Origin of the sequence: Pantoea sp. UYEF8 (assembly GCF_040546285.1) — a bacterium.
Taxonomy (GTDB): domain Bacteria; phylum Pseudomonadota; class Gammaproteobacteria; order Enterobacterales; family Enterobacteriaceae; genus Pantoea; species Pantoea brenneri.
Map to the genome: position 1 here is coordinate 43,584 of NZ_JBEPNM010000016.1, position 18,446 is coordinate 62,029.

An 18,446-nucleotide genomic window follows, 5' to 3' on the forward strand; every position below is an offset into this window, starting at 1 on the left:
GCCCTCTGTCACACGAAACTGACATCAGTTTCTTTGCGTTTTTTGTAGTGCGTCACGGCGATCGCAATCATGATGGTGCCGCCTACCACGATATTCATGAAGTAGTTCGATATTCCCACCAGGTTGAGGCCGTTTTTCAGAATGGCGATCAGGAAAACGCCCATCAGCGTGCCGCTGACTGTGCCTTTGCCACCCATCAGACTGGCTCCGCCCAGCACCGTAGCCGCCAGCACATCAAGTTCGCCGCCAACCAGCGCATTGGGAACGACTTCTCCCATACGATAGACTTGCACCAGCCCGCCAATCGCCGCCATTGCGCCCAGCCAGCCGTAGGCGAAAACGTGGATCAGGCCGACGCGGATACCAATACGGCGTGCAGACTCCGCATCCCCCCCCACGGCATAGAGCTGGCGTCCGAGGTTGGTTTTGTTCAGCAGTAAGGCAGTAATGGCGGCAATCAGCAGCATAGTGGCCAGCGGCAGGCCGACCTGAAAGCTCTCCCCCTGCCAGCTGAACGGCAGTACATTGCGCAGCGTGATCCACCACTCCGGCAGTGAGTAGAGGCTACGACCACCGGTGATCCACATCAGTAGCCCGAACAGCAGCGACTGCATGCTAATGGTGATGATGATGGAGACCACCCGCAGCGTGGTGATCAGTAACGCGTTTATCACCCCGAACAGCGTGCCGCACACCACTGCCAGCAAAATGCTGAGCAGTGCATTATCGAACTGGTACTGTACAAACAGTGATGCGAGCAGGTACTGCACCACTGAGGCGACTGCCGCGAAGGAGATATCGATACCGCCGGTAACCAGCACGACAAACAGACCTAGCGCAAAGATGCCGGTGACCGCGTAGCTCTCCGCCAGATCCAGCAGATTCTGCATGGTAAGAAACTGCTCGCTGGCAACCGAGAAAAACAGAATGAACGCCAGCAGCACCCAGGCGAGCCAACCCTGACTGGAGTGCGGACGAAAACGGGAAAAGTCAGGCATTGATCACCTCCGCCAGCTGCTGCTGCTCGACGCTATCGGGTTGATACTCGGCATGGATCGTGCCATTACGGAAATGCAGAATGCGGTCGCAGTTGTACCAGACCTCTGGCACCTCATCGGAAATCAGAATGATCGATAGCCCCTCTTTCGCCAGCTCGTGGATCAACTGGTAAATACTGGCTTTTGCACCTACATCTACGCCGACGGTGGGTGAGTCGAGGATCAGAATGCGCGGCTGCGTCAGCACCCATTTCGCCAGCACAATTTTCTGCTGATTACCGCCGGAAAGCGTGGAGATAGCGAGGTTTGGATCGGCGACGCGGACGCCAAGCTGCTGAATCCACTGCAGGATCAGCTTGTTTTTACGGTATTCATCAATCAGGTGAAACCGGTTTTGCAGCTTGTCGAGGATGGGCAGCACCATGTTGTCTGCCACCGACTGCTGCTGCACCAGGCCCAGCGTCAGACGATCTTCCGACACGTAGCCGATACCCGCTTTGATCGCATCTTCATGACCACGAAAGCGCACCGGCTTACTGTCGAGCCAGATTTTACCGCTGTCGGGACGTGTCATGCCAAACAGCGACAGCGCCAGTTCAGTGCGTCCGGAACCGAGCAGGCCGCACAGCCCGAGCACCTCGCCTTCATACAGTTTAAAATTGACGTCGTGATACTGGCCGGCGCGGGTTAAATTTTCTATCTCCAGAATGGCGCGATTGCCGTTGCGCGTCGGCGCTTTCAGCTGGTAGTCGAGTTTCAGGCCGGTCATCAGCTCTGTCAGGTGGTGCGGTGTCATCTCGCGCGCGGGCCAGCAGCCCATTTTGTGTCCGTCGCGAATCACCGTAACGCGGTCAGAGATCTCCAGCACCTCATCCAACCGGTGGCTGACAAATACCACGCAGATATTTTTATCTTTAAGGTAGCGCACGGTTCGCAGCAGTTGATTCACCTCGGTGCGGGTCAGGGAGGCGGTCGGCTCATCCATGATCACCAGTCGTGCATCGGCGACCAGCGCACGGCAGATCGCCACCTGCTGACGCTGAGCAATAGAGAGCGCCGCGACCTTCTCATCCAGATCGAGATCAAACTTCAGTTCGGTAACAATGCTGTGCGCGCTTTCACGCAGGCGTGCGCTGTGGTGCCATCGCAGCAGGCCATTGAGGTTATGCTCGAAGGCGATATTCTCTGCCACACTGAGATTGGGAAACAGCGACAGGTCCTGATAAATCACCTGGATACCGAAGCCACGCGCCTGTCGGGTAGTGAGGCGTGGCTGCGGCAGGCCGTCGCCCAGTGTGATGCAACTGCCACTGTCCGGGGCGTGTACCCCTGAGATAACCTTGATCAGCGTGCTCTTGCCGCAGCCGTTGGTACCAGCGAGACAGTGCACTTCGCCTGCCAGTAAGGTCAGTGAGATATCGCTCAGTGCGCGGTTGCCACCAAATGTTTTCGACAGATTCTCGAGCACAATCAGTGTCTGTGGAGTGACCTCTTGCATATCAGAGCCCCATTTTTACCAGTTTTGGCAGATTTTCTTTATCCAGGCTCTCTGTGTTGTTACCGAGAATGGTGTGCGTGGCTTCATCCACTTTTACTTTGCCCAGCCCTTCAATCGTTATGCCGTCAGTAATGGGCTCTTTCTTATGCATCATGTCTGCGATACGCACAAAGACTTCGCCCGCAGTCTGCGGATTCCAGATGTAGCCGCCTTTAATGGCGTTACGCTGCACCAGGGAGGCACCTTGTCCCGGACTGAATGAGCCAATCACGCACACCTGGTCGATTTTTTTACGGTTCATGACCGCACGCCCGGCGCCAATCGGTCCCTGTGAACCAAACGCCATGATCCCTTTCAGATCGGGATATTTGGACATCAGCTCATTGGTGGTGCGAATGGAATCATCCAGCGATTCGCCGACGCCAAATTTGTCAATGACCAGCTGCATTTTGGGGTAGTGCTCTTTCTGATAATTGAGTGCAGCGTCGGTCCACTGTTGATGCAGTGGCACCGTCAGGCTGCCAACATACATGGCGTATTTGCCTTCTTCGTTCATGCACTTCGCCAGCGCTTTCATATGGTTAATGCCATGCGTAGCCGCATCGACCAGTTCGAAATCCCAGTTGGCGCCCTGCTGGCCGGGTGACTCATGGGTGATGACTTCGATACCGGCATTGCGCGCCCGTTTCAATACCGGCTCCAGCACTTTTGGATCGTTCGGTACGACGCCGATGATATCGACTTTCTGCGCAATCAAATCTTCGATGGCGCGTACCTGTAGTGCCGGATCAGCCGCGGTGGGCCCTACCATCCACGCATCAATTCCGCGCTTCGCTGCTTCACTTTTAATTCCTGCTTCCATGGCATTAAACCAGGGAATACCGCCAATTTTGACCACAATACCCATACGCAATTTGTCAGCGGCTTGCGCACCGGTGGCGGCAAAGAGGGCAAGCAGAGAGCAGGCGATAAGATGCTTTTTCATACAGACTCCTGATTAGTTTTTAATTAGCTGCATGGACTGAAAACGCTGAGAACAGACGATAACGTTAACGCCGTTCCACGCCAGTTCCTGTTCCAGTTCTTTATCTTTTAATTGGTCAGTAATAAGAAAATCGACGTCGCGGTAGTGGCATATACGGGCAAAAGAGGGCCGCAGAAATTTACTGCCATCCATTAAAAGATGTTTTCTTTCAGCGGCCAGCAGCATCTGCTGTTTCAGGTGTGCATTATTTTCATTACCTTCGCGCAAATATCCGTCGTTACCCAGACTGCTACAGGAAAAAAATATTTTATTAATCTGAAATTCGCGCAGCGGCTGCTCAGCCACCACGCCGTGAAAATCTTCATCCCGATCGGAATATTCACCGCCCAGACAGATAGTGCGAATACTGCCGCGTGCCGCCAGCGTCTGCACGATGCGCAGAGAATTGGTTAATACCGTTAATTCAATGTCGGGCAGCTGTCGCGCCAGATACCAGCAGGAAGTACTGCTATCCAGCAAAATACAGTCACCGGGACTGATAAAGTCGAGCGCGCGTTTGGCAATCATCATCTTGGCATCAACATGCTCATTAATACGCTGACGAAAAGATAATTCGTTATGGTCTTCATTAGCCGTTCTGCTATTTCCCTGAATGCTGGCGCTCTGTTTTTTTATCAGAACGGCGCCGCCGTGGCTGCGTTGCAATAATCCGCGTTTTTCCAGATGGTTTAAATCACGGCGAATAGTTTCCTGCGAAACCTGACATAATGTGACCAGCTCTGAAGCAATTACACGACCATTTGTATTAAGTTCATTAATAATTCTTTGCTGTCTTTCAATCGGCAACATACTTATCCTCCGATGACTATAAATTACTGGAAGCGAACACGGGAAAATGTGGACTGGGCAGGAGTCCACGTGGGTAAATAGGGCTGGCTTTTATTAAGTGATATAGTCGAAATATTTTATGCAAAGTAGTGCAATAAATTGCATGTAAAAGTGATGTTCCTCACGTATTTTGCTTCTCCAGGCTGGTGGCGATTACAAACAGGGTTAACAGACTATATAGGCATCGTTGCTGTGACGTGACTGTTTATGACCGTTTGTGTGGATTTGACCGTTTAAACTCAGCCTTTGGCTCTCCTGGGCATCGGAGTAAGCCACTTCACTTCGTCTCATCAGTTGTCAGCAGCCTGGCCAAAGGTATAAGAAGGCGTCTAAGGAACACATTGAGATCCCCAATTATCCGGAACGCCAGTTTGCTGTAACCGAGCCTAATCAGGTCTGGTGCGGTGATGTGACTTATATCTGGACGGGTAAACGCTGGGCTTATCTGGCCGTAGTGCTTGATCTTTTTTCCCGTAAACCGGTTGGCTGGGCTATGTCATTTTTCCCGGATTCTGCACTGACAGCTAAAGCGCTGTCCATGGCCTGGGAAGCGCGAGGAAAGCCGGCTAATTTACTGTATCACCCGGATCAAGGCAGCCACTATACCAGCAGGAATTTCAGACAATTACTGTGGAGATATCAGATAAAGCAAAGCCTGAGTCGCCGGGGAAATTGCTGGGATAACAGCCCAATGGAACGGTTCTTCAGAAGCCTGAAAACAGAGTGGGTACCGGATAATGGCTACGCGAATTTTAGCCAGGCCAGCACGGCAATAACGAATGACATCACAGGATATTACAGCCAGCTCAGACCCCATCAATATAATGGTGGTTTGACGCCGAATGAATCAGAAAGATTGTTCTGGAAAAACTCTAAAGCCGTGGCAAGTTTTTGTTGACCACTACACCCGTCACCATCATATAGCTGGTAATCGACATCTTTAGGTTTGGCGGCTTTGATTTCCGTATCGGTTAACGGCTTGGTTTTTCTTGCCATGGGGAGTCTCCATGCGTTTAGGCCCAACGAAAACAATAGAGCTTTTCGTTGGGCCTATCAATGGGCCTAAAAGGTTCGGATTTAATTAGTTCTCTTCGGACTTCGCGGGACAAATTGAGGGCACAAAAAAGCCCGCAAGGCTTGCACCGTGCGGGCTTTCAGGACTTCAGCGGACAATTCTGTTATCGCCGCGAAAGAATTTTGGTGGGCTGGCGGGAGTTGAACACGGCTGAACCCTCCGTAATTAAATGAAATAAAAGCAGTATTTTTTGAAAAGGGTACGCGACTGTTCATGCGGCTCCTTTTGAGGGGTTATCTGCGAGGCGCAGCACTCTTTTAACCGTGTGACCGTCATACTCTTCCAGGTAGGCTCCATAGTGGCGGAACAGCATTTCCGGTCCTTTATGTCCCATCTGCGAAGCCAGCCAGAAAAGGTTTGCGCCCTGACTGATATGTCGGGTGGCGAACGTGTGCCGGGTCTGGTAGGGATTGCGGTACCGGATGCCTGCCTTCTTAATCGTAGGGACCCAGGCCTTTTTGCGTATGGCATCCGCACTCGCCCAGGGCTGCCCGGTTTTCGGATCTTCAAAAACAAACTCTCCCTTTTCAAAGGTGAACATTTTCTGACTGGCGAGTGCCGCGAGAGCATCACCGTTCAGATCCACTTTTCGCCTGCCGGCCCGGGTCTTGGTGGTCTTGATTATGCCAACCACGCTGGCGTTCCGGACGCTGGCCTGGCGCTTCTCTGCATCGATATCTTTCCACGACAGCGCACACAGCTCTGAACTCCGCAGCCCCGTGTTGATAGCAAACCGGAAAAGATTTTCCCATTGCTGATTACCGGCAGCATGAAGCAGGGCGCTGACTTCGTCGGGTGACAGGGGATCGACGACATACCGGCTCTCCTCCGGACGCTGGCTCCGGTAGCGGGACGCCTTGACCAGCGTGACCGGATTTACCGGAATGACACCATCGATTACCGCTTCATCCAGGGCTGAGCGCAGGAATGACAGCTGATTCCTGATGGTCTTTAGCACGGTGGTCTGCGCCTTGATCCAGTTTTTCAGTAACGCCGGCGTCAGCTCAGCCGCGCGCACCTCATGCAGATCCCGCAGCGCATCCATGCATTTTTTATAGCCACGGATTGTCGAGGGGGACAGGTTGCGGGTCTGACAGATGGCCAGATACTCACTCAGGTAGTGTTTAACCTGGCAGGCGTTACCGGTTTTACTAAACAGCCTGAGCTTGGACGATTTTGGAAAGTAATCGGCATAACTGAACGTTCCTCTTCCGATGTGGTTGTAGATCTCTCCCAGCAACCTCTCCGCATATCTGATGTTCCTGGCATTTACCGTCAGGTGTGACAGCGGCTCCCTGCACTTCACACCTTTATAGGTAAAGGTAATGTTTATTGTCGTTTCATTCCGGTGCCGGCGGATGGTTACTCCCCGCGGTAGTCTGACGTCTGTCGTGCCCATTTACTGACCTCATTCAAATCGATCCAGCGTTCCTTAGCGCCGCTGACTTTCAGTACCTGAATACCCTCCCGCCAGAAACCCCGCTGCACGCGTTTGGTGATAGCGTCCGGGGTTTCTCCGGTTTCCCTGCAGTAAAGAGAAATAGGAACGCACTGTAGATTCAGCATATTTACCTCTCAGAGTGAAACTGCCGTGGCAGTGGTGATTTACCAAAACGATACCCGGCACAGACCGGGCATCGGCATCAGTGGCTGGAAAGCGCGAGCAGCATGAGATAAGGATGCCGCGACGCAGAGCAGCCCCGTCATCAGCCCGGCCCCGATCGTTACGGAAACCATGAAGATGCAGCCGAACCGGCGAACGGATTTGAGCAGACCTGCATAAGATGTTTTCCTCATGAATAACCTGCGGCACGCGGATGTTTTTCCCGGCCGGGTGAAGGAGAGCCGGTGCTGTCGTGCAGTACCAGATGAATGATGGAAAAGACCACAGCCAGCTGGATCAGGATCCCGAGTACAGTCAGCAATACCAGCAGCGTGATGGCTAACAGACTGCAGTCTGTACTGCAAAGTTGTGCATAAGGTATCTCAGAGGCATTCATGTCATTTCTCCTTCTCAGGTTTGATCACGCCCCATTCGCGCCTGAGTGCGTTATCACAGAGCGCGCAGCGTTCTTCCGCCCATTGCCTGTTGCTCTCACGCAGGGCCAGCCCGGCCGCTGCTTTCCATGCTGCTGCGGCAAATCCGTAAGCACCGGCATTTTCAGCCTCAGCAGCAATCCTGGCCAGCCGCATATAGGGCATGGGCTTCTGCAGGGAAACGGCTTTTTTCATTGCGGCATCCCCCGATTCATACAGACCGTGCCCTGACAGGAGGATACGGCGTTACGCCCGGCCAGACGCTCTGGCTGGTGGACGGGTTCATCAGCGTGGCACCGTGTGTAATTGCGCTGCGCCTGCAGGAAAGCCAGTTTCCAGATGAAATCCTGATAAACATCATCGGCACCGGCCTGTTCACAGCATGCTTTCACTTCCCGATCCTGCCGCCAGTGACGAAAGCCGGCAAGCTGTGGCGGAAAGCGCTGAATCAGCCGTGCGGTTTCGTCATCAATCCACTGCTCTTGTTTTATGATGGCCAGCTCTTCCGCGCTGAGCTCATCCCGGCGGCGCTCCAGCTGGATATACGGCATCATGGCTTACCCTCCTGCAGAAGAATTTCAACTACGCGGTCCAGCCCTTTCTGCAGCAGCGGTGGCTGAGGCGGCAGGGCTGGCGGAGGCGAGGACGCGAAACTGGCTCCGGTCAGAATGTTATCCGGTGCAAACTCGATATCGCGGATGGCGTGAAAAGGGCGAGCAAAAGCGGCATCGCCCCTGATGGCTGGTTGCATCATGGGAAATGGTCCTTTGAACAGTTGGGTTAAACGAATACGCTTAGTGAAAAGCCGGGCTGGCTGTCAGAAAGAGGTGTGGCCAGAAGGTAAAATGGAAATCTACCGGACAAGACCACAACCCGTTAAAGGGAGGTAGTTCAATACTCCTCCTCTTGTCTTGCGGCGTTCAGCGCGGCAAAGATACTCACCGGATCACCTGATATCAGTGTCCGGAGAATAATAATGCCGGTAGTTGTGACATCAGCTTCAGGGGCGGCTTCCAGTGCAGCTTCAACAACACGGATATGCTCAGAAAGGCATAAAATGAAGCTCTTGATGGTGAGTATCGAACGCACACCATTGGTGATGTAATCAATTTTCACGGCTACTCCTTAATCGCGCTGGCCCGTCCTCAGCAGAAGGCCAGTGATTAAATATGGATGATTGACTGCCTAAGCCAGCGGGACGCTTAAGCGAAGCGCTGGCCTTAAATCTGTTTGTCATAATCTGCGTGACTGAGCAACTCCCAATGCTGTCCGTTATCTCTGGAGAGGAGTCGCCATTGCGGGGTGACACGAAGCGTGAGGTATCTGTCACGACAGGTTCGCCTCGCCCGGATTTGTCCGGCACGCCATGAATGGATAATCCGTTCGGCGCGCTGTTTGATCCTTACCGGAGCACGAGGTTTCGGCATGAGCGCAACCTCATCTCAGCAGCACAGGCTGCCGCGAGTTTCTGAACAATAGGCACCATTCGGTTCAGCGAACCGGGTATGCCGATGAACATGCTATTACGGGCAGGGATATTCATGTCTCGTCTCCGTTGAGGTATAAAAAAACCGCCACAGCGGGCGGTTATGGTTACGTTATGAGAGACACCGTTATGATTGGTTATCTTCTTCGGCCTCTGGATCTGCACAGCAACAGCAGCCTGAAGGCCGTAAATCAGGGTGAATGTCGACAATGGGCGTGAGGATGGAAGTCAGTAATTCATCCATTGAGCCCATTACGGCGCGCCGGTATGTTTCTCCTTCTTCTTTACTGATTTTTCCCTCCTTCTCACTCGCTTCGAACATATTTATTAATGAACACAGCTGATAAGCCACATTCAGCAGCGCTTCTGTGGCTTTTTCTGCAGTCTCACGATGTTGCATGGTGACCTCCGGGTCAGGTGAATATGCTGTCGGTTAAGGGCTGGCGGAACGGCTCCTTAAAGCTCGTGTTTGCCATTTTCATCAATGACGATGAGGCGCGTATTTCTGATGAAATCACTCATGTTCACGCCCACATCCTGCCAGTGAGCCAGCGCAAGCAGCACATCACGGCGGGACTGGCAGTGACAGGCATTGACATACGCCTGCACGTGAACAAGAGCGAGGCTGCGCATTTCTTTCTGGCTCAGCACACGCGAAGGTTTGTTTTTGTGCATGAATTCCTCCGGATTAGGGCGGAAAAAAACCGCCCACTGAGGCGGTTTTTTAATCAAGTCGGATTTTAGTCTGATTTTAAGTTTAGTAAGAAAGATAATCATAAAGGCATAATAGTCTGCGATAATTTGTTGTGTTTTTTTCGCTTACTTGGACAAGATATTCTTTCAAATCAGAAAGCGGGATGATGTCATCCCAGCAAAGATATATTATTATGTTCGTTATCTTATCAATTGATGTTTCAAAAGTTAAAATGTCGTTAATGTTATCATAACCGCATTTAGATACAGCCTTTACCCTTAACATTTGAGATAAGATTTTATCTAGTTGACGCTGCTTGTACTTTTCAATGCCGTCAATATTCCCACACAACGAGCTAAAAGCATAAACTGGGAAGTGCTCAGTTGTGGAAATCGTTTGTTTATTCAGTGTTTCAATTAATTGACTGTTTGCTTCTTCAATTATTTGGAAGTAGTTGCTAATGAATTCAGCTTTAGTTTGGTATTCATATCTAACCGTCTTTTCCGAACCAACTGCAATTACTAGCTGATCATTTGATAATTCTGATAAATTCTCTGTGATTTTTACCTTAATCTCTCCACCACTTTTAATAGTTGTCCAAACATCTTGAACTTTTCTGATATCCATAGCGGATACGGGGAGTTTTAGATCAGCTAAAGAATCATAAAGCTCCATATAATTATCTGTTTTTATTTTATTGATACGTATGGTTGCCATTCCTTCAAGATCAATGTCATGCTCTACAATCTCAACTGAGTTACTGGCTTGCTCATGTTCTATTAAAAGAAAATTATCTCTAATCTTTTTAGCTAAATCACTTTTAGGATCAACATATGAAAAAACAGTTCTTAAAATGCTCTTGATGTTCGTGTCGCTAATGCTATATCCAATGAATATTATTGGGTTGTGGATGAATAAAGAAAGCAACTGAGCACGAATTAACTCATATTTATTATCGAAATCCTGATAGTCTTGTTCGGTCATTATTATATTGGCAGGGTTGCTTACACAACCATGTATTTTATATACAGAACCGTAGGGGTTGCTCAGTAAAATGTTGTTCCCGACTAGTGGATTAAACTGAAAAATATTCTCTATCAATTGATCGTAATTAGTGGTTATTATGGAACCTATATTTTTTCTTGCTTTAATGAGAGCGCTGAGCTCTTCTTTTTTTTCATCTTTGGTATCTAGTGTTTTCAAAAGCGATGTAATATAAATTTTAAATCGACTGAGTTTAATACCTTCCTTCATCTTTTCATAAAAAACATTGTTTGTTTCTTTGAATTTTCCGCTTCTGTCTTTAGATAGTCTGTCATTGAATTGATCTTCGAGTTTTGATGCTAGTATATCATATCGGTAATCACCACCGAAATTGCAGTCGGCTTTCAGGTCAAGAAAAAACTCTTCATTATCTGTCAGTTGATAGCTGATGTGCGATAATAAGGATTCCCATCCAAAAGATGTTTTCAAATATCTTAGGCTAAAACCAGTACCTATGAATAGCACTGGATGGTTTTTATAGCCTGATATGAATTCGCGGATGTGCATGGTCAATTGAGTCCTTGTGAAATTAATAATATTTTTCAGTAAGTTAGGAAGAAAGTAGATATGAAGTGTTACTTTTAGCTGCGCTGATCAGGTCTTTTTACTCTAACTTTTTAGGTATTTCTCTTTATTCTCTTAACTGAGAATATCGCGACCCTTGGCAAACAGCAATTATCTAAACTGTCATAGGTCTTGGATGACCTTATGGAAAGGGCCTTTTCTACTCGTGATAAGCGAGAATCTGTTCTGACTTGTTTCAACTTGGTGGACTTCTCAGGCTGCTCATATCCAAACCGATCAGCCTGTTTCTCTTCAATTTTGCGGCACTCAATTGCATTAAGCATGCGACGCATATGCCGGCGTGCCCGGGCGTTGTCTTTCACCACAGGTTTAACAGATCTGCCATAGCTGATTTTCGCCATACATCCCTCCGTTAAGTTACTGGCTGCACTGTCGCAACAATGCACTCAGTAACCTGAGGTTCGGTGCGTTCTCGGCACCCTTCGTAGAGCTTCCCGCTCGTTGTTAAAGAGCTTGATGTCATGCAGGTTGATAGGATTTCCCTGCTCAAAACTGACTTTATCTACATGATAAATTTAAGTCAATATCAAAATGATAAATAACCTGATCTTTGATATATCTATTTGATTTATAGGGTTTTGATTTATCTCGAAACCTGCATTGAGAAGGTTTCGAGAAAAGGATGTTTGTGAAGGGGGGGAGCGAAGGCGGTTAACTGGCTTTACTAAGGTGTTCCAGGAAACGCGTATGCTTTAGTATTGCTGCAACATATTGGATTTTTTCAACCTCGTCTGGAGCCAAGGTGATTGGATGATGCTGGCTATTTACACTTGTAAAAAGATAAGATCCGTCTCGAGTTTTATTAAAAATTTTTATCATGTTACGCCCGTCCTTGGTCCTTACGAAAACTTCATCTCCGACCTGAACAGGCGTATTGGGTTCTATTACGACGAACTCACCTGATTGAATCCTTGGCCACATGCTATCGCCTTTCACTTTCAGCCCAAAAGCTTCCTGGTCCTTGCTACATATACATAACCATCCGGCATGAAGCTCCATCATATCCACCGAGCCATCTGTGCCCAGTAAAGCTTCTCCCACCACTCGTACAAAGCCGCTGGCAGGTGCGCCTGCAATCTCAATCTCATCTTCTGGGATGTTGTCAGGATGAATGCTATCCAGCCATCCCGTAGGAAGCTTTAGTGAACTTTCAATCCGGCGGGCAAGCCTGTCACCAATATTTCTAAATGCCTCATTGCCTAATACCTGGCTGAGTTGGGCGGGGTTCAGTCCACACTGCTCTGCAAAGCCAGCCTTAGTCGCATCGGTTTGCTGCAAATGTTCATTTAGAAGCTTTAACAGGTTTACCTTTCTAATCTCTTTGTTTTCCATCTTTAAATTTTCACATGATTTATCTTCATGATAAATGTTCAAAAAGATAAATTTAGTTGCCTGAAATTTATCTAATTGATAAAGTGTCATCATTTTTAAGGCAAAGGAGCCTATCGAATGAACAATGAACTTTTGCGTTGGCGCAAAGATGCTAGCAAGGAAGAGTGGGCGTTATTAGCGAGTAAGGCAATGACGACTGTAGGTTATCTGGATCAGCTGGCTTACGGTTTCAGGAAGGCCTCTCCCTCAAAAGCTGTTGAGATTGAGAAGGCCTCAGCAGAATTCACCTCAAGGAAACCGGTAACTAAAGAAAGTCTGGTTTTTGATTCACGCGCCTAGTCGGGGAAATTCAAAAAACAATTTCTAAACGGAGCTGTTATGAGCGTGACACTCATGACTAAGGCTATGAGCATCAAAGTAGGAAATCCCATCCGAAAGCTGGTGCTGATTAAGCTTGCAGACAACGCGAATGATAAAGGTGAATGCTGGCCTTCCTATCAACATATCGCTGACCAGTGTGAGATTGGCCGATCGACAGTTAAAAGCCATATCAAAGAGCTGGAGAACATGGGCCTCGTGCGCCGAGAGTTTCGTAAAAATGGTGTGCTAAACCAGTCGAATCTGTTTCACATTACCCTGGATAAACCGGTGGAGGTCGTTTCGAAGGTAGATTCAGTCAGGGAAGAAAGGAGAGAAACCAGTGGGGCAGATTCTGACCGGGGTGGGTCAGGAGCTGACCGGGGGGTAGGTCAGCATCTGCCCGGGGTAGGTCAGGAGTTGACCGGGGTAGGTCAGGAGTTGACCGGGGGTGAGGCAGGAGCTGCCCGAGGGGGTGGGGCAGGAGCTGACCCCATAACCAGTCACTCTTTTGAACCAGTCAAAGAACCTAAAAACATAACACCCGTTGCTGACGCAACGAATGCGGAATGCGTGCCCCGATCGCGATACGCATTCGAAGGCAACATCGTGAAGCTTAACCACGCAGACTTCGCATCGTGGCAGAAGCTTTACGCAAATGTGGACCTGGTTTACGAGCTGCAGAAACTCGATATCGAGTTTTCTCATGAAAAACCCAAAAACTGGTTTATCACGGCCAGCCAGAAGCTCAGCTACCAGAATAAACAAGGCGTCTGGCGCTGTCAGCCACCGCCAGACGGTGCAAATCAGCCGCACTGGAACGATCTCAGCGAGTGGGAGAACAATTTCTTATGACGAATCGCGAAGCAGTTTTCGACGCGCAGCAGCAAGTCGAGGTCTCAGACCTGGCAGGCACCCTTTCACCGAAGGACAGCCGTGGCGTTGATTCATCCGTCGAGCTGCTGGTGGATATACTTTTCCGCAGTCTGAAGCTGGTATTTCCGGCATCCATCAGCACCACGTTGAAAGACCCACGGGATGAGGCAGCAGCGAAGCGCCAGTGGATAGCCGCGTTCATTGAAAACGGCATAACCTCAAAGCAGCAGCTATCGGCAGGGATGAGGCGTGCCCGTGCAAGCGGCTCACCTTTCTGGCCATCACCTGGACAGTTCATCAGCTGGTGCAGGGACGGCGAAAGTGGCGCTGCGGGTTTGCCGGATGAACATTCACTGTATGACATGGTCATGCGCTACAGCGCGCGACGTGGCTTCTATAACTCTCCCGAGGCCTACCCATGGCAAGCTAATGCCCATTACTGGTTGGTCACAACCCTTTACAGCCAGATGCGCGGTAAAGGGCTGAGCGAGTCAGAGCTGCGTGGAAAATGCCGCACCGAATTGCATAAGATGGCCAAACGGATTAAGGCTGGTGAATACATTCCGCCACCTCGCCCTCTGGTTGAAAAGCTGTATGTGCCAGTAAGTACTGATACGGCTCTTGAACATATCATGAGGATTAAAGCGATGTTAAAGGCTAAAGGTATCCGGCACTAAGCTTGTGGATGCAGATCTCTGTACTTTAAAATATTAATTTTTCAATTGAATTCCTGTCGGGAAGGAATGTATATTCACTTCAAATAACCGCTATATAATCATTGCGAAGTCACCATTACATAAAAAGGAGTTTATGTGGCTCTATATAACATATCAAACAAGACGTTAACGCCTTTAGATAGAACAACGTTCACTATCGAAGGGCTACAAGAGCGTTATGATTTACAGGAAGCAATTAAGAATAATATTGCCATTTTGGCTCCCGATTGTCTCGTCATTGCTGAAGAGTTTTCTGATTGGGAAGATAGCCGTCGCAGAATCGATATTCTGGCAATCGATAAACAGGCAAACTTGGTAGTCATTGAATTAAAACGAGATGAGTTTGGCGCTCATATGGAGCTTCAGGCACTGCGATATGCCTCGATGATTTCAACAATGAGCTTTTCAAAAGCATGTGAATATTATCAGGATTATCTCTCAAAAAATGGATTTGACATTGATGCTAGGGAGAGCATTTTAGATTTTGTCGAACTTCAGGACACTGAGCTTGTCGAGTTCGGAAAAGATGTGAGAATTATTCTGGCATCTGGAGGATTTAGCAAAGAGCTTACAACAACAGCAATTTGGTTAAGAGATAAAGGCGTTGATATTAGCTGTGTTAAAATTACCCCATATAATTTTAAAGGGGAGGTTTTAATTAATGCTGAGCAGATTATACCTGTGCCTGAGCTAAATGAATATCAAGTAAGGTTCAGAGAAAAAAGGACAGAGCAAATCGCTAGCTTGAGTAAAACAGAAAAGGATTATTCAAGCTACAAATACAAAGGCTTAGTGTTAAATAAAAGAAAGTTAGCTTTGGAGATTTTCACTGACTGGATTGAAAAAGAAAACCCAGCCAGCCTTGAAGACATTAAACGCAAGCTGGAAGGCGTTATAAAGAACAGAACGATTACCTTGGCAGGTTCTGTAAGTGATGGCAGAAAAAATCGTTATCATATGAATGACGCTATAAAACTTGCATCTGGTGAGCTCGTTGTAATATCAAATCAATGGGGCATAGTGAATATTGACAGAGTTCTTAACTTTTTCAGGCAGGATGGATTTGTTGTCGAAAAAATTTAAAGTGAATGATCAATGGATAATTTGATAACCCGTTAAAGGGTTTATCTCGCATCCATCAGTACTTTATGAAAGTCACTGTAGGGTGAAGGTGCAGCAAAGAGCCATGATTGGCCGCATTCATAGTACACTGCACTAAATTCTTAAAGCATAAGAGCGGTATCAGAAATGATTAATCCTTTCTGCTTAAAATAATCATTTAACTAAGAATTACAACCGAGATTAAGTGGGGTCAGATAAAATTGGTACGTAAATACAAAGCTAAGAGTTTAATAATCATTTAAAAAAAGGAATTTTTATGTTACGGCAGGTTGTTAAGAGTTTTGTGAAAAGAATTGTTCTGTCAAAAGTGGCGAATGTAATTATTGTGCTGATTTTTTGCATTACCACAGCAATGAACCTAATCATGGATAGGGATTTTGATAAATGTATAGTAGGCTTAAATGTGTTTCTATGCCTCTGGATTTTAACCTACTTCAGGGCTAAAGCCCGTGAATTCAGCTTTGACTGGTTTTATGCTGTCTTGCCTCTTTTGTATGCTTTACTTGAGAGCATAAAAAAAATACTACAGGAGCCGGATGTACAACAAACCGTAGTTCATGGCGCGTTAGGGTTTCTAATTGGCCTTTCAATTATCGTTATTACATATGGTTGTGAGGTAAGAATATATTCAAAGCAATACGACCCTACATCGGCTAATAAATCAAGTATACCACGCATACCTTTTGTTGATGCATTCTTTGTCATTGTAGTGATAAGCATTTTTGTTGCTGGCTCAGTGTTTTTACCAGTGTTTCCATAAGCCTGCTGAGTTGTAGGTAAAGTGGCTGATTTATCATGGGTGCTTGAATTACCACATGGGAAGTATTCATTTTGGTTACAGTTCAAGCGTCCATTGATATCACGACTGAATCCAATAGATATCATTAAACGTCGCGAACCAGCAGACCAGATTTCTGACTATCCACCGGGCGATTGATCCGCTGTTGAAGGGACGGTGAACATGGTGCTGCAGGTTCGTCGGATGAACATGCTTTGTATGGCGTGATCATGCGCAACAGCGCGCGACGCCTGTATACCTTACCAGAGGCGTACCCATGGCAAGCCAATGCACATTACTGGTTGGTTACAACCCTCTACAACCAGATGCGCGTAAAAGGGCTGAGTGAGTCAGAGCTGCGTGGAAATTGCCGCACCGAGCTGTATAAGTAGCCCAAACGGATTAAGTAAGGCGAGTGCATTCCAGCGCCTATAGTTCAGATTGAAAAAGTGGCGGTGCCAGTAAGCGTTGAAAAGGCGCTGGCACATATTGGGCAGATTATGGTTTTGCTCAAAAAAGAGTTGCACGAAGCGTTGAAGTGAACTTTCGGTAAAGGTAAAGACTGTGTTAAACCCAGTTTAGCTTTAAGTAAAACACAATAAGAACCGTAGTAAGCGCATTGCGTTTAATCTGCAAGAGCTTACTTAGGAAACGGCGGCAACTATCAATTAGACGTGCGTCCTAAATATTTAGTTAAAGTTTTCACACAGCCTGAGCGATAAGCGAACGTCATGTGTTAAAAAATTGTTGAATCATCAAAGCGACCAATGTAAGGATGATCCCCTAATCAACGATTGATTTTAATGTGAACAAAATAGGAAAAAATATGGGAAGAGATTTAACCTTGCATCCTAAGAAGGCAACGAGAGATGAACTTAAAAATTATCTTGAGAGCTTGGGTTTCGAAAAGTGTAAGCATCTTTGGAATTGGCCAAAAGGAACCTTGAATTATTCTTGGTTTGATTACAATGATTTCAAATCAATTGATGGAGTATCGGCTGATATTTATCCTACATCAGATGACGAACTAGATATTTCTGGAAATAAATGGGCATTGCATGTGCGTAATTTATATAGTGCCAGTTGGTATGATGTGAAAATGCTTAACGATGTTCTTAAAGGAGCAAGAAAACTTTTTGGCGGGACTATTATAGGTGATTATGGAAGAAATAGATATGCACCTTTATGGGAAGATTCTAGCACACCGATAAGTAGGGGGATTTCATCAATCTATAATCATATTAGCCAAGAAATTTCCTCCGTTAAGCATGCCTTACCCGAATCTTCAATTAAATTAAATCCTCCAGAAGATGGCAGTTCGTCAGATTTTTTTGATTTGATGCAAAGTATGGATCCGAGCAGGGTCATATATAATGGTTTGGTTCCCTTTGCGGTTGCAATGTTTGAATACTTTTTTTCTCAAGCTTTTCAAGTCCTCATAAAATACGACCCCTTAGCAATAAAAAAGAGGGCTTTGCATAAGCAAAAATTTGATTTTGACGTCTTGCTAGAAATTGAAAAAGGAACTCTGTCTATAGAAAGTGTAATCGCAAGAAATTTCACTTTTCAAAACCTTGATCAACTTAATAAGGCTTATAAAGAATGGTTGGGTATTGATGTAAGAGCAATTCTTTTTAAGAAAAAGAGAATAGGGAAGTCAATTAATTTTTTAGAAAATAAAATTTCTGAAATCATACAATATAGGCATGGAATAGTTCATCACTTTGCATTGGATAGATCCTTAAGCAGGGATGGATACACTCATATTTTAGAGGCGATTGAGAAAAGCATAATTGAGTTTATTTGTTTTATGGAGGTTAAATATAAGTTTAAATTAAATAATCACTAGTTTATTAAAAGGTTTCCTTACTGATATAATAGGCTTTGTTGAATAAATCGAACTTTTGCTGAGTTGAAGGATCAGATCACGTATCTTCCCGACAACGCAGACCGTTCCGTGGCAAAGCAAAAGTTC

Annotated in this window: 24 protein-coding genes and 3 pseudogenes; 9 read left to right on the top strand and 18 right to left on the bottom strand. The window is 47.1% G+C overall.

Going from position 1 to position 18,446, the window contains the following annotated elements:
• Positions 1-8 precede the first annotated feature (8 nt).
• Genes ABIB18_RS21530 through ABIB18_RS21545 form a run of 4 tightly spaced genes read right to left on the bottom strand, consistent with a single transcriptional unit; the run spans position 9 to position 4,330 of the window.
• The gene (locus ABIB18_RS21530) at positions 9-998 is read right to left on the bottom strand and encodes an ABC transporter permease (protein ID WP_354475639.1); all 990 of its coding nucleotides are present in this window, start codon (positions 996-998) and stop codon (positions 9-11) included.
• Entirely contained in the window at positions 991-2,496 is a 1,506-nt protein-coding gene (locus tag ABIB18_RS21535) for a sugar ABC transporter ATP-binding protein (protein ID WP_354475641.1), read from the bottom strand. Before ABIB18_RS21535 ends, ABIB18_RS21530 begins: the two co-directional genes overlap by 8 nt.
• A 1-nt stretch (position 2,497) precedes the next feature.
• Complete coding sequence (locus tag ABIB18_RS21540; RefSeq protein ID WP_031376610.1) at positions 2,498-3,481, bottom strand: substrate-binding domain-containing protein; 984 nt, start codon at positions 3,479-3,481, stop codon at positions 2,498-2,500.
• 12 nt (positions 3,482-3,493) lie between these two features.
• The gene (locus ABIB18_RS21545; protein ID WP_354475666.1) at positions 3,494-4,330 is read right to left on the bottom strand and encodes a DeoR/GlpR family DNA-binding transcription regulator; all 837 of its coding nucleotides are present in this window, start codon (positions 4,328-4,330) and stop codon (positions 3,494-3,496) included.
• A 319-nt stretch (positions 4,331-4,649) separates the two neighbouring features.
• On the opposite strand from ABIB18_RS21545, the pseudogene ABIB18_RS21550 reads away from it, so the two are divergent.
• Positions 4,650-5,267 (top strand): annotated as a pseudogene (locus tag ABIB18_RS21550) (IS3 family transposase); the annotation flags it as partial.
• Between the two features lie 8 nt (positions 5,268-5,275).
• Here ABIB18_RS21550 and ABIB18_RS21555 read toward each other — a convergent pair.
• From ABIB18_RS21555 to ABIB18_RS21615, 14 genes and pseudogenes are all read right to left on the bottom strand, one after another.
• Positions 5,276-5,365: pseudogene (locus ABIB18_RS21555) on the bottom strand (integrase arm-type DNA-binding domain-containing protein); the annotation flags it as partial.
• A gap of 290 nt (positions 5,366-5,655) precedes the next feature.
• On the bottom strand, positions 5,656-6,843 hold the full coding sequence (locus tag ABIB18_RS21560; protein WP_354475643.1) for an Arm DNA-binding domain-containing protein: 1,188 nt from the start codon (positions 6,841-6,843) through the stop codon (positions 5,656-5,658).
• Positions 6,807-7,010 carry an excisionase gene (locus tag ABIB18_RS21565; RefSeq protein WP_069729684.1) on the bottom strand — a complete coding sequence of 68 codons (204 nt, stop codon included), beginning with the start codon at positions 7,008-7,010 and terminating at the stop codon, positions 6,807-6,809. Before ABIB18_RS21565 ends, ABIB18_RS21560 begins: the two co-directional genes overlap by 37 nt.
• 227 nt (positions 7,011-7,237) lie before the next feature.
• Positions 7,238-7,444: a hypothetical protein gene (locus ABIB18_RS21570; RefSeq protein ID WP_354475645.1), complete on the bottom strand. Its 207-nt coding sequence runs from the start codon at positions 7,442-7,444 to the stop codon at positions 7,238-7,240.
• Position 7,445: 1 nt separating this feature from the next.
• Positions 7,446-7,676: an ANR family transcriptional regulator gene (locus tag ABIB18_RS21575; protein WP_279810552.1), complete on the bottom strand. Its 231-nt coding sequence runs from the start codon at positions 7,674-7,676 to the stop codon at positions 7,446-7,448.
• Positions 7,673-8,035 (bottom strand): host nuclease inhibitor GamL, encoded by a 363-nt coding sequence (gene gamL, locus ABIB18_RS21580; RefSeq protein WP_354475647.1) that lies wholly within the window; start codon positions 8,033-8,035, stop codon positions 7,673-7,675. Before gamL ends, ABIB18_RS21575 begins: the two co-directional genes overlap by 4 nt.
• Positions 8,032-8,235 (bottom strand): hypothetical protein, encoded by a 204-nt coding sequence (locus ABIB18_RS21585; RefSeq protein WP_069729680.1) that lies wholly within the window; start codon positions 8,233-8,235, stop codon positions 8,032-8,034. The genes gamL and ABIB18_RS21585 overlap by 4 nt, the downstream gene beginning before the upstream one ends.
• A gap of 137 nt (positions 8,236-8,372) precedes the next feature.
• The gene (locus tag ABIB18_RS21590) at positions 8,373-8,597 is read right to left on the bottom strand and encodes a hypothetical protein (protein WP_069729679.1); all 225 of its coding nucleotides are present in this window, start codon (positions 8,595-8,597) and stop codon (positions 8,373-8,375) included.
• A gap of 104 nt (positions 8,598-8,701) precedes the next feature.
• The gene (locus ABIB18_RS23820) at positions 8,702-8,908 is read right to left on the bottom strand and encodes a ParE family toxin-like protein (RefSeq protein ID WP_122983653.1); all 207 of its coding nucleotides are present in this window, start codon (positions 8,906-8,908) and stop codon (positions 8,702-8,704) included.
• A gap of 186 nt (positions 8,909-9,094) precedes the next feature.
• Positions 9,095-9,367, bottom strand: a complete 273-nt coding sequence (locus ABIB18_RS21595; protein ID WP_354475649.1) for a hypothetical protein — start codon at positions 9,365-9,367, stop codon at positions 9,095-9,097.
• A 56-nt stretch (positions 9,368-9,423) separates the two neighbouring features.
• A complete protein-coding gene (locus ABIB18_RS21600; protein ID WP_069729677.1) occupies positions 9,424-9,642 on the bottom strand; it encodes a hypothetical protein in 219 nt (72 codons plus the stop codon).
• Between the two features lie 82 nt (positions 9,643-9,724).
• Positions 9,725-11,212 carry an SIR2 family protein gene (locus ABIB18_RS21605; RefSeq protein ID WP_354475651.1) on the bottom strand — a complete coding sequence of 496 codons (1,488 nt, stop codon included), beginning with the start codon at positions 11,210-11,212 and terminating at the stop codon, positions 9,725-9,727.
• Positions 11,213-11,322: 110 nt separating this feature from the next.
• A complete protein-coding gene (locus ABIB18_RS21610; RefSeq protein ID WP_354475653.1) occupies positions 11,323-11,631 on the bottom strand; it encodes a transcriptional antitermination N peptide in 309 nt (102 codons plus the stop codon).
• A gap of 310 nt (positions 11,632-11,941) precedes the next feature.
• Positions 11,942-12,622 carry a S24 family peptidase gene (locus tag ABIB18_RS21615; RefSeq protein ID WP_354475668.1) on the bottom strand — a complete coding sequence of 227 codons (681 nt, stop codon included), beginning with the start codon at positions 12,620-12,622 and terminating at the stop codon, positions 11,942-11,944.
• Positions 12,623-12,739: 117 nt separating this feature from the next.
• On the opposite strand from ABIB18_RS21615, the gene ABIB18_RS21620 reads away from it, so the two are divergent.
• The 8 genes and pseudogenes from ABIB18_RS21620 to ABIB18_RS21655 form a co-directional block, all read left to right on the top strand.
• Positions 12,740-12,961, top strand: coding sequence for a transcriptional regulator (locus ABIB18_RS21620; protein WP_354475655.1), 222 nt, complete (start codon positions 12,740-12,742; stop codon positions 12,959-12,961).
• A gap of 39 nt (positions 12,962-13,000) precedes the next feature.
• On the top strand, positions 13,001-13,834 hold the full coding sequence (locus ABIB18_RS21625; RefSeq protein WP_354475657.1) for a helix-turn-helix domain-containing protein: 834 nt from the start codon (positions 13,001-13,003) through the stop codon (positions 13,832-13,834).
• A complete protein-coding gene (locus ABIB18_RS21630; protein ID WP_354475659.1) occupies positions 13,831-14,532 on the top strand; it encodes a replication protein P in 702 nt (233 codons plus the stop codon). Before ABIB18_RS21625 ends, ABIB18_RS21630 begins: the two co-directional genes overlap by 4 nt.
• A gap of 135 nt (positions 14,533-14,667) precedes the next feature.
• Positions 14,668-15,654, top strand: a complete 987-nt coding sequence (locus tag ABIB18_RS21635) for a PDDEXK family nuclease (protein WP_210507509.1) — start codon at positions 14,668-14,670, stop codon at positions 15,652-15,654.
• Positions 15,655-15,949: 295 nt separating this feature from the next.
• Positions 15,950-16,453, top strand: coding sequence for a hypothetical protein (locus tag ABIB18_RS21640; RefSeq protein ID WP_210507508.1), 504 nt, complete (start codon positions 15,950-15,952; stop codon positions 16,451-16,453).
• Between the two features lie 209 nt (positions 16,454-16,662).
• A pseudogene (locus ABIB18_RS21645) lies at positions 16,663-16,863 on the top strand (replication protein P); the annotation flags it as partial.
• Positions 16,864-17,276: 413 nt separating this feature from the next.
• Entirely contained in the window at positions 17,277-18,320 is a 1,044-nt protein-coding gene (locus ABIB18_RS21650) for a hypothetical protein (RefSeq protein WP_354475661.1), read from the top strand.
• 63 nt (positions 18,321-18,383) lie between these two features.
• Positions 18,384-18,446: hypothetical protein (locus tag ABIB18_RS21655; RefSeq protein ID WP_223226699.1), on the top strand; the 63-nt coding region annotated here is incomplete at its 3' end.

Excerpts from the sequence above, each read along its gene's own strand:
- ABIB18_RS21625 (WP_354475657.1), top strand. The coding sequence starts at position 13,001 with ATGAGCGTGACACTCATGACTAAGGCTATGAGCATCAAAGTAGGAAAT.
- ABIB18_RS21535 (WP_354475641.1), bottom strand. The coding sequence starts at position 2,496 with ATGCAAGAGGTCACTCCACAGACACTGATTGTGCTCGAGAATCTGTCG.
- ABIB18_RS21585 (WP_069729680.1), bottom strand. The coding sequence starts at position 8,235 with ATGATGCAACCAGCCATCAGGGGCGATGCCGCTTTTGCTCGCCCTTTT.
- ABIB18_RS21570 (WP_354475645.1), bottom strand. The coding sequence starts at position 7,444 with ATGAATGCCTCTGAGATACCTTATGCACAACTTTGCAGTACAGACTGC.
- ABIB18_RS21605 (WP_354475651.1), bottom strand. The coding sequence starts at position 11,212 with ATGCACATCCGCGAATTCATATCAGGCTATAAAAACCATCCAGTGCTA.
- ABIB18_RS21620 (WP_354475655.1), top strand. The coding sequence starts at position 12,740 with ATGAACAATGAACTTTTGCGTTGGCGCAAAGATGCTAGCAAGGAAGAG.
- ABIB18_RS21530 (WP_354475639.1), bottom strand. The coding sequence starts at position 998 with ATGCCTGACTTTTCCCGTTTTCGTCCGCACTCCAGTCAGGGTTGGCTC.
- ABIB18_RS21560 (WP_354475643.1), bottom strand. The coding sequence starts at position 6,843 with ATGGGCACGACAGACGTCAGACTACCGCGGGGAGTAACCATCCGCCGG.
- ABIB18_RS21595 (WP_354475649.1), bottom strand. The coding sequence starts at position 9,367 with ATGCAACATCGTGAGACTGCAGAAAAAGCCACAGAAGCGCTGCTGAAT.
- ABIB18_RS21600 (WP_069729677.1), bottom strand. The coding sequence starts at position 9,642 with ATGCACAAAAACAAACCTTCGCGTGTGCTGAGCCAGAAAGAAATGCGC.
- ABIB18_RS21610 (WP_354475653.1), bottom strand. The coding sequence starts at position 11,631 with ATGGCGAAAATCAGCTATGGCAGATCTGTTAAACCTGTGGTGAAAGAC.
- ABIB18_RS21640 (WP_210507508.1), top strand. The coding sequence starts at position 15,950 with ATGTTACGGCAGGTTGTTAAGAGTTTTGTGAAAAGAATTGTTCTGTCA.
- ABIB18_RS21540 (WP_031376610.1), bottom strand. The coding sequence starts at position 3,481 with ATGAAAAAGCATCTTATCGCCTGCTCTCTGCTTGCCCTCTTTGCCGCC.
- ABIB18_RS23820 (WP_122983653.1), bottom strand. The coding sequence starts at position 8,908 with ATGCCGAAACCTCGTGCTCCGGTAAGGATCAAACAGCGCGCCGAACGG.
- ABIB18_RS21545 (WP_354475666.1), bottom strand. The coding sequence starts at position 4,330 with ATGTTGCCGATTGAAAGACAGCAAAGAATTATTAATGAACTTAATACA.
- ABIB18_RS21615 (WP_354475668.1), bottom strand. The coding sequence starts at position 12,622 with ATGGAAAACAAAGAGATTAGAAAGGTAAACCTGTTAAAGCTTCTAAAT.
- gamL (WP_354475647.1), bottom strand. The coding sequence starts at position 8,035 with ATGATGCCGTATATCCAGCTGGAGCGCCGCCGGGATGAGCTCAGCGCG.
- ABIB18_RS21630 (WP_354475659.1), top strand. The coding sequence starts at position 13,831 with ATGACGAATCGCGAAGCAGTTTTCGACGCGCAGCAGCAAGTCGAGGTC.
- ABIB18_RS21565 (WP_069729684.1), bottom strand. The coding sequence starts at position 7,010 with ATGCTGAATCTACAGTGCGTTCCTATTTCTCTTTACTGCAGGGAAACC.
- ABIB18_RS21575 (WP_279810552.1), bottom strand. The coding sequence starts at position 7,676 with ATGAAAAAAGCCGTTTCCCTGCAGAAGCCCATGCCCTATATGCGGCTG.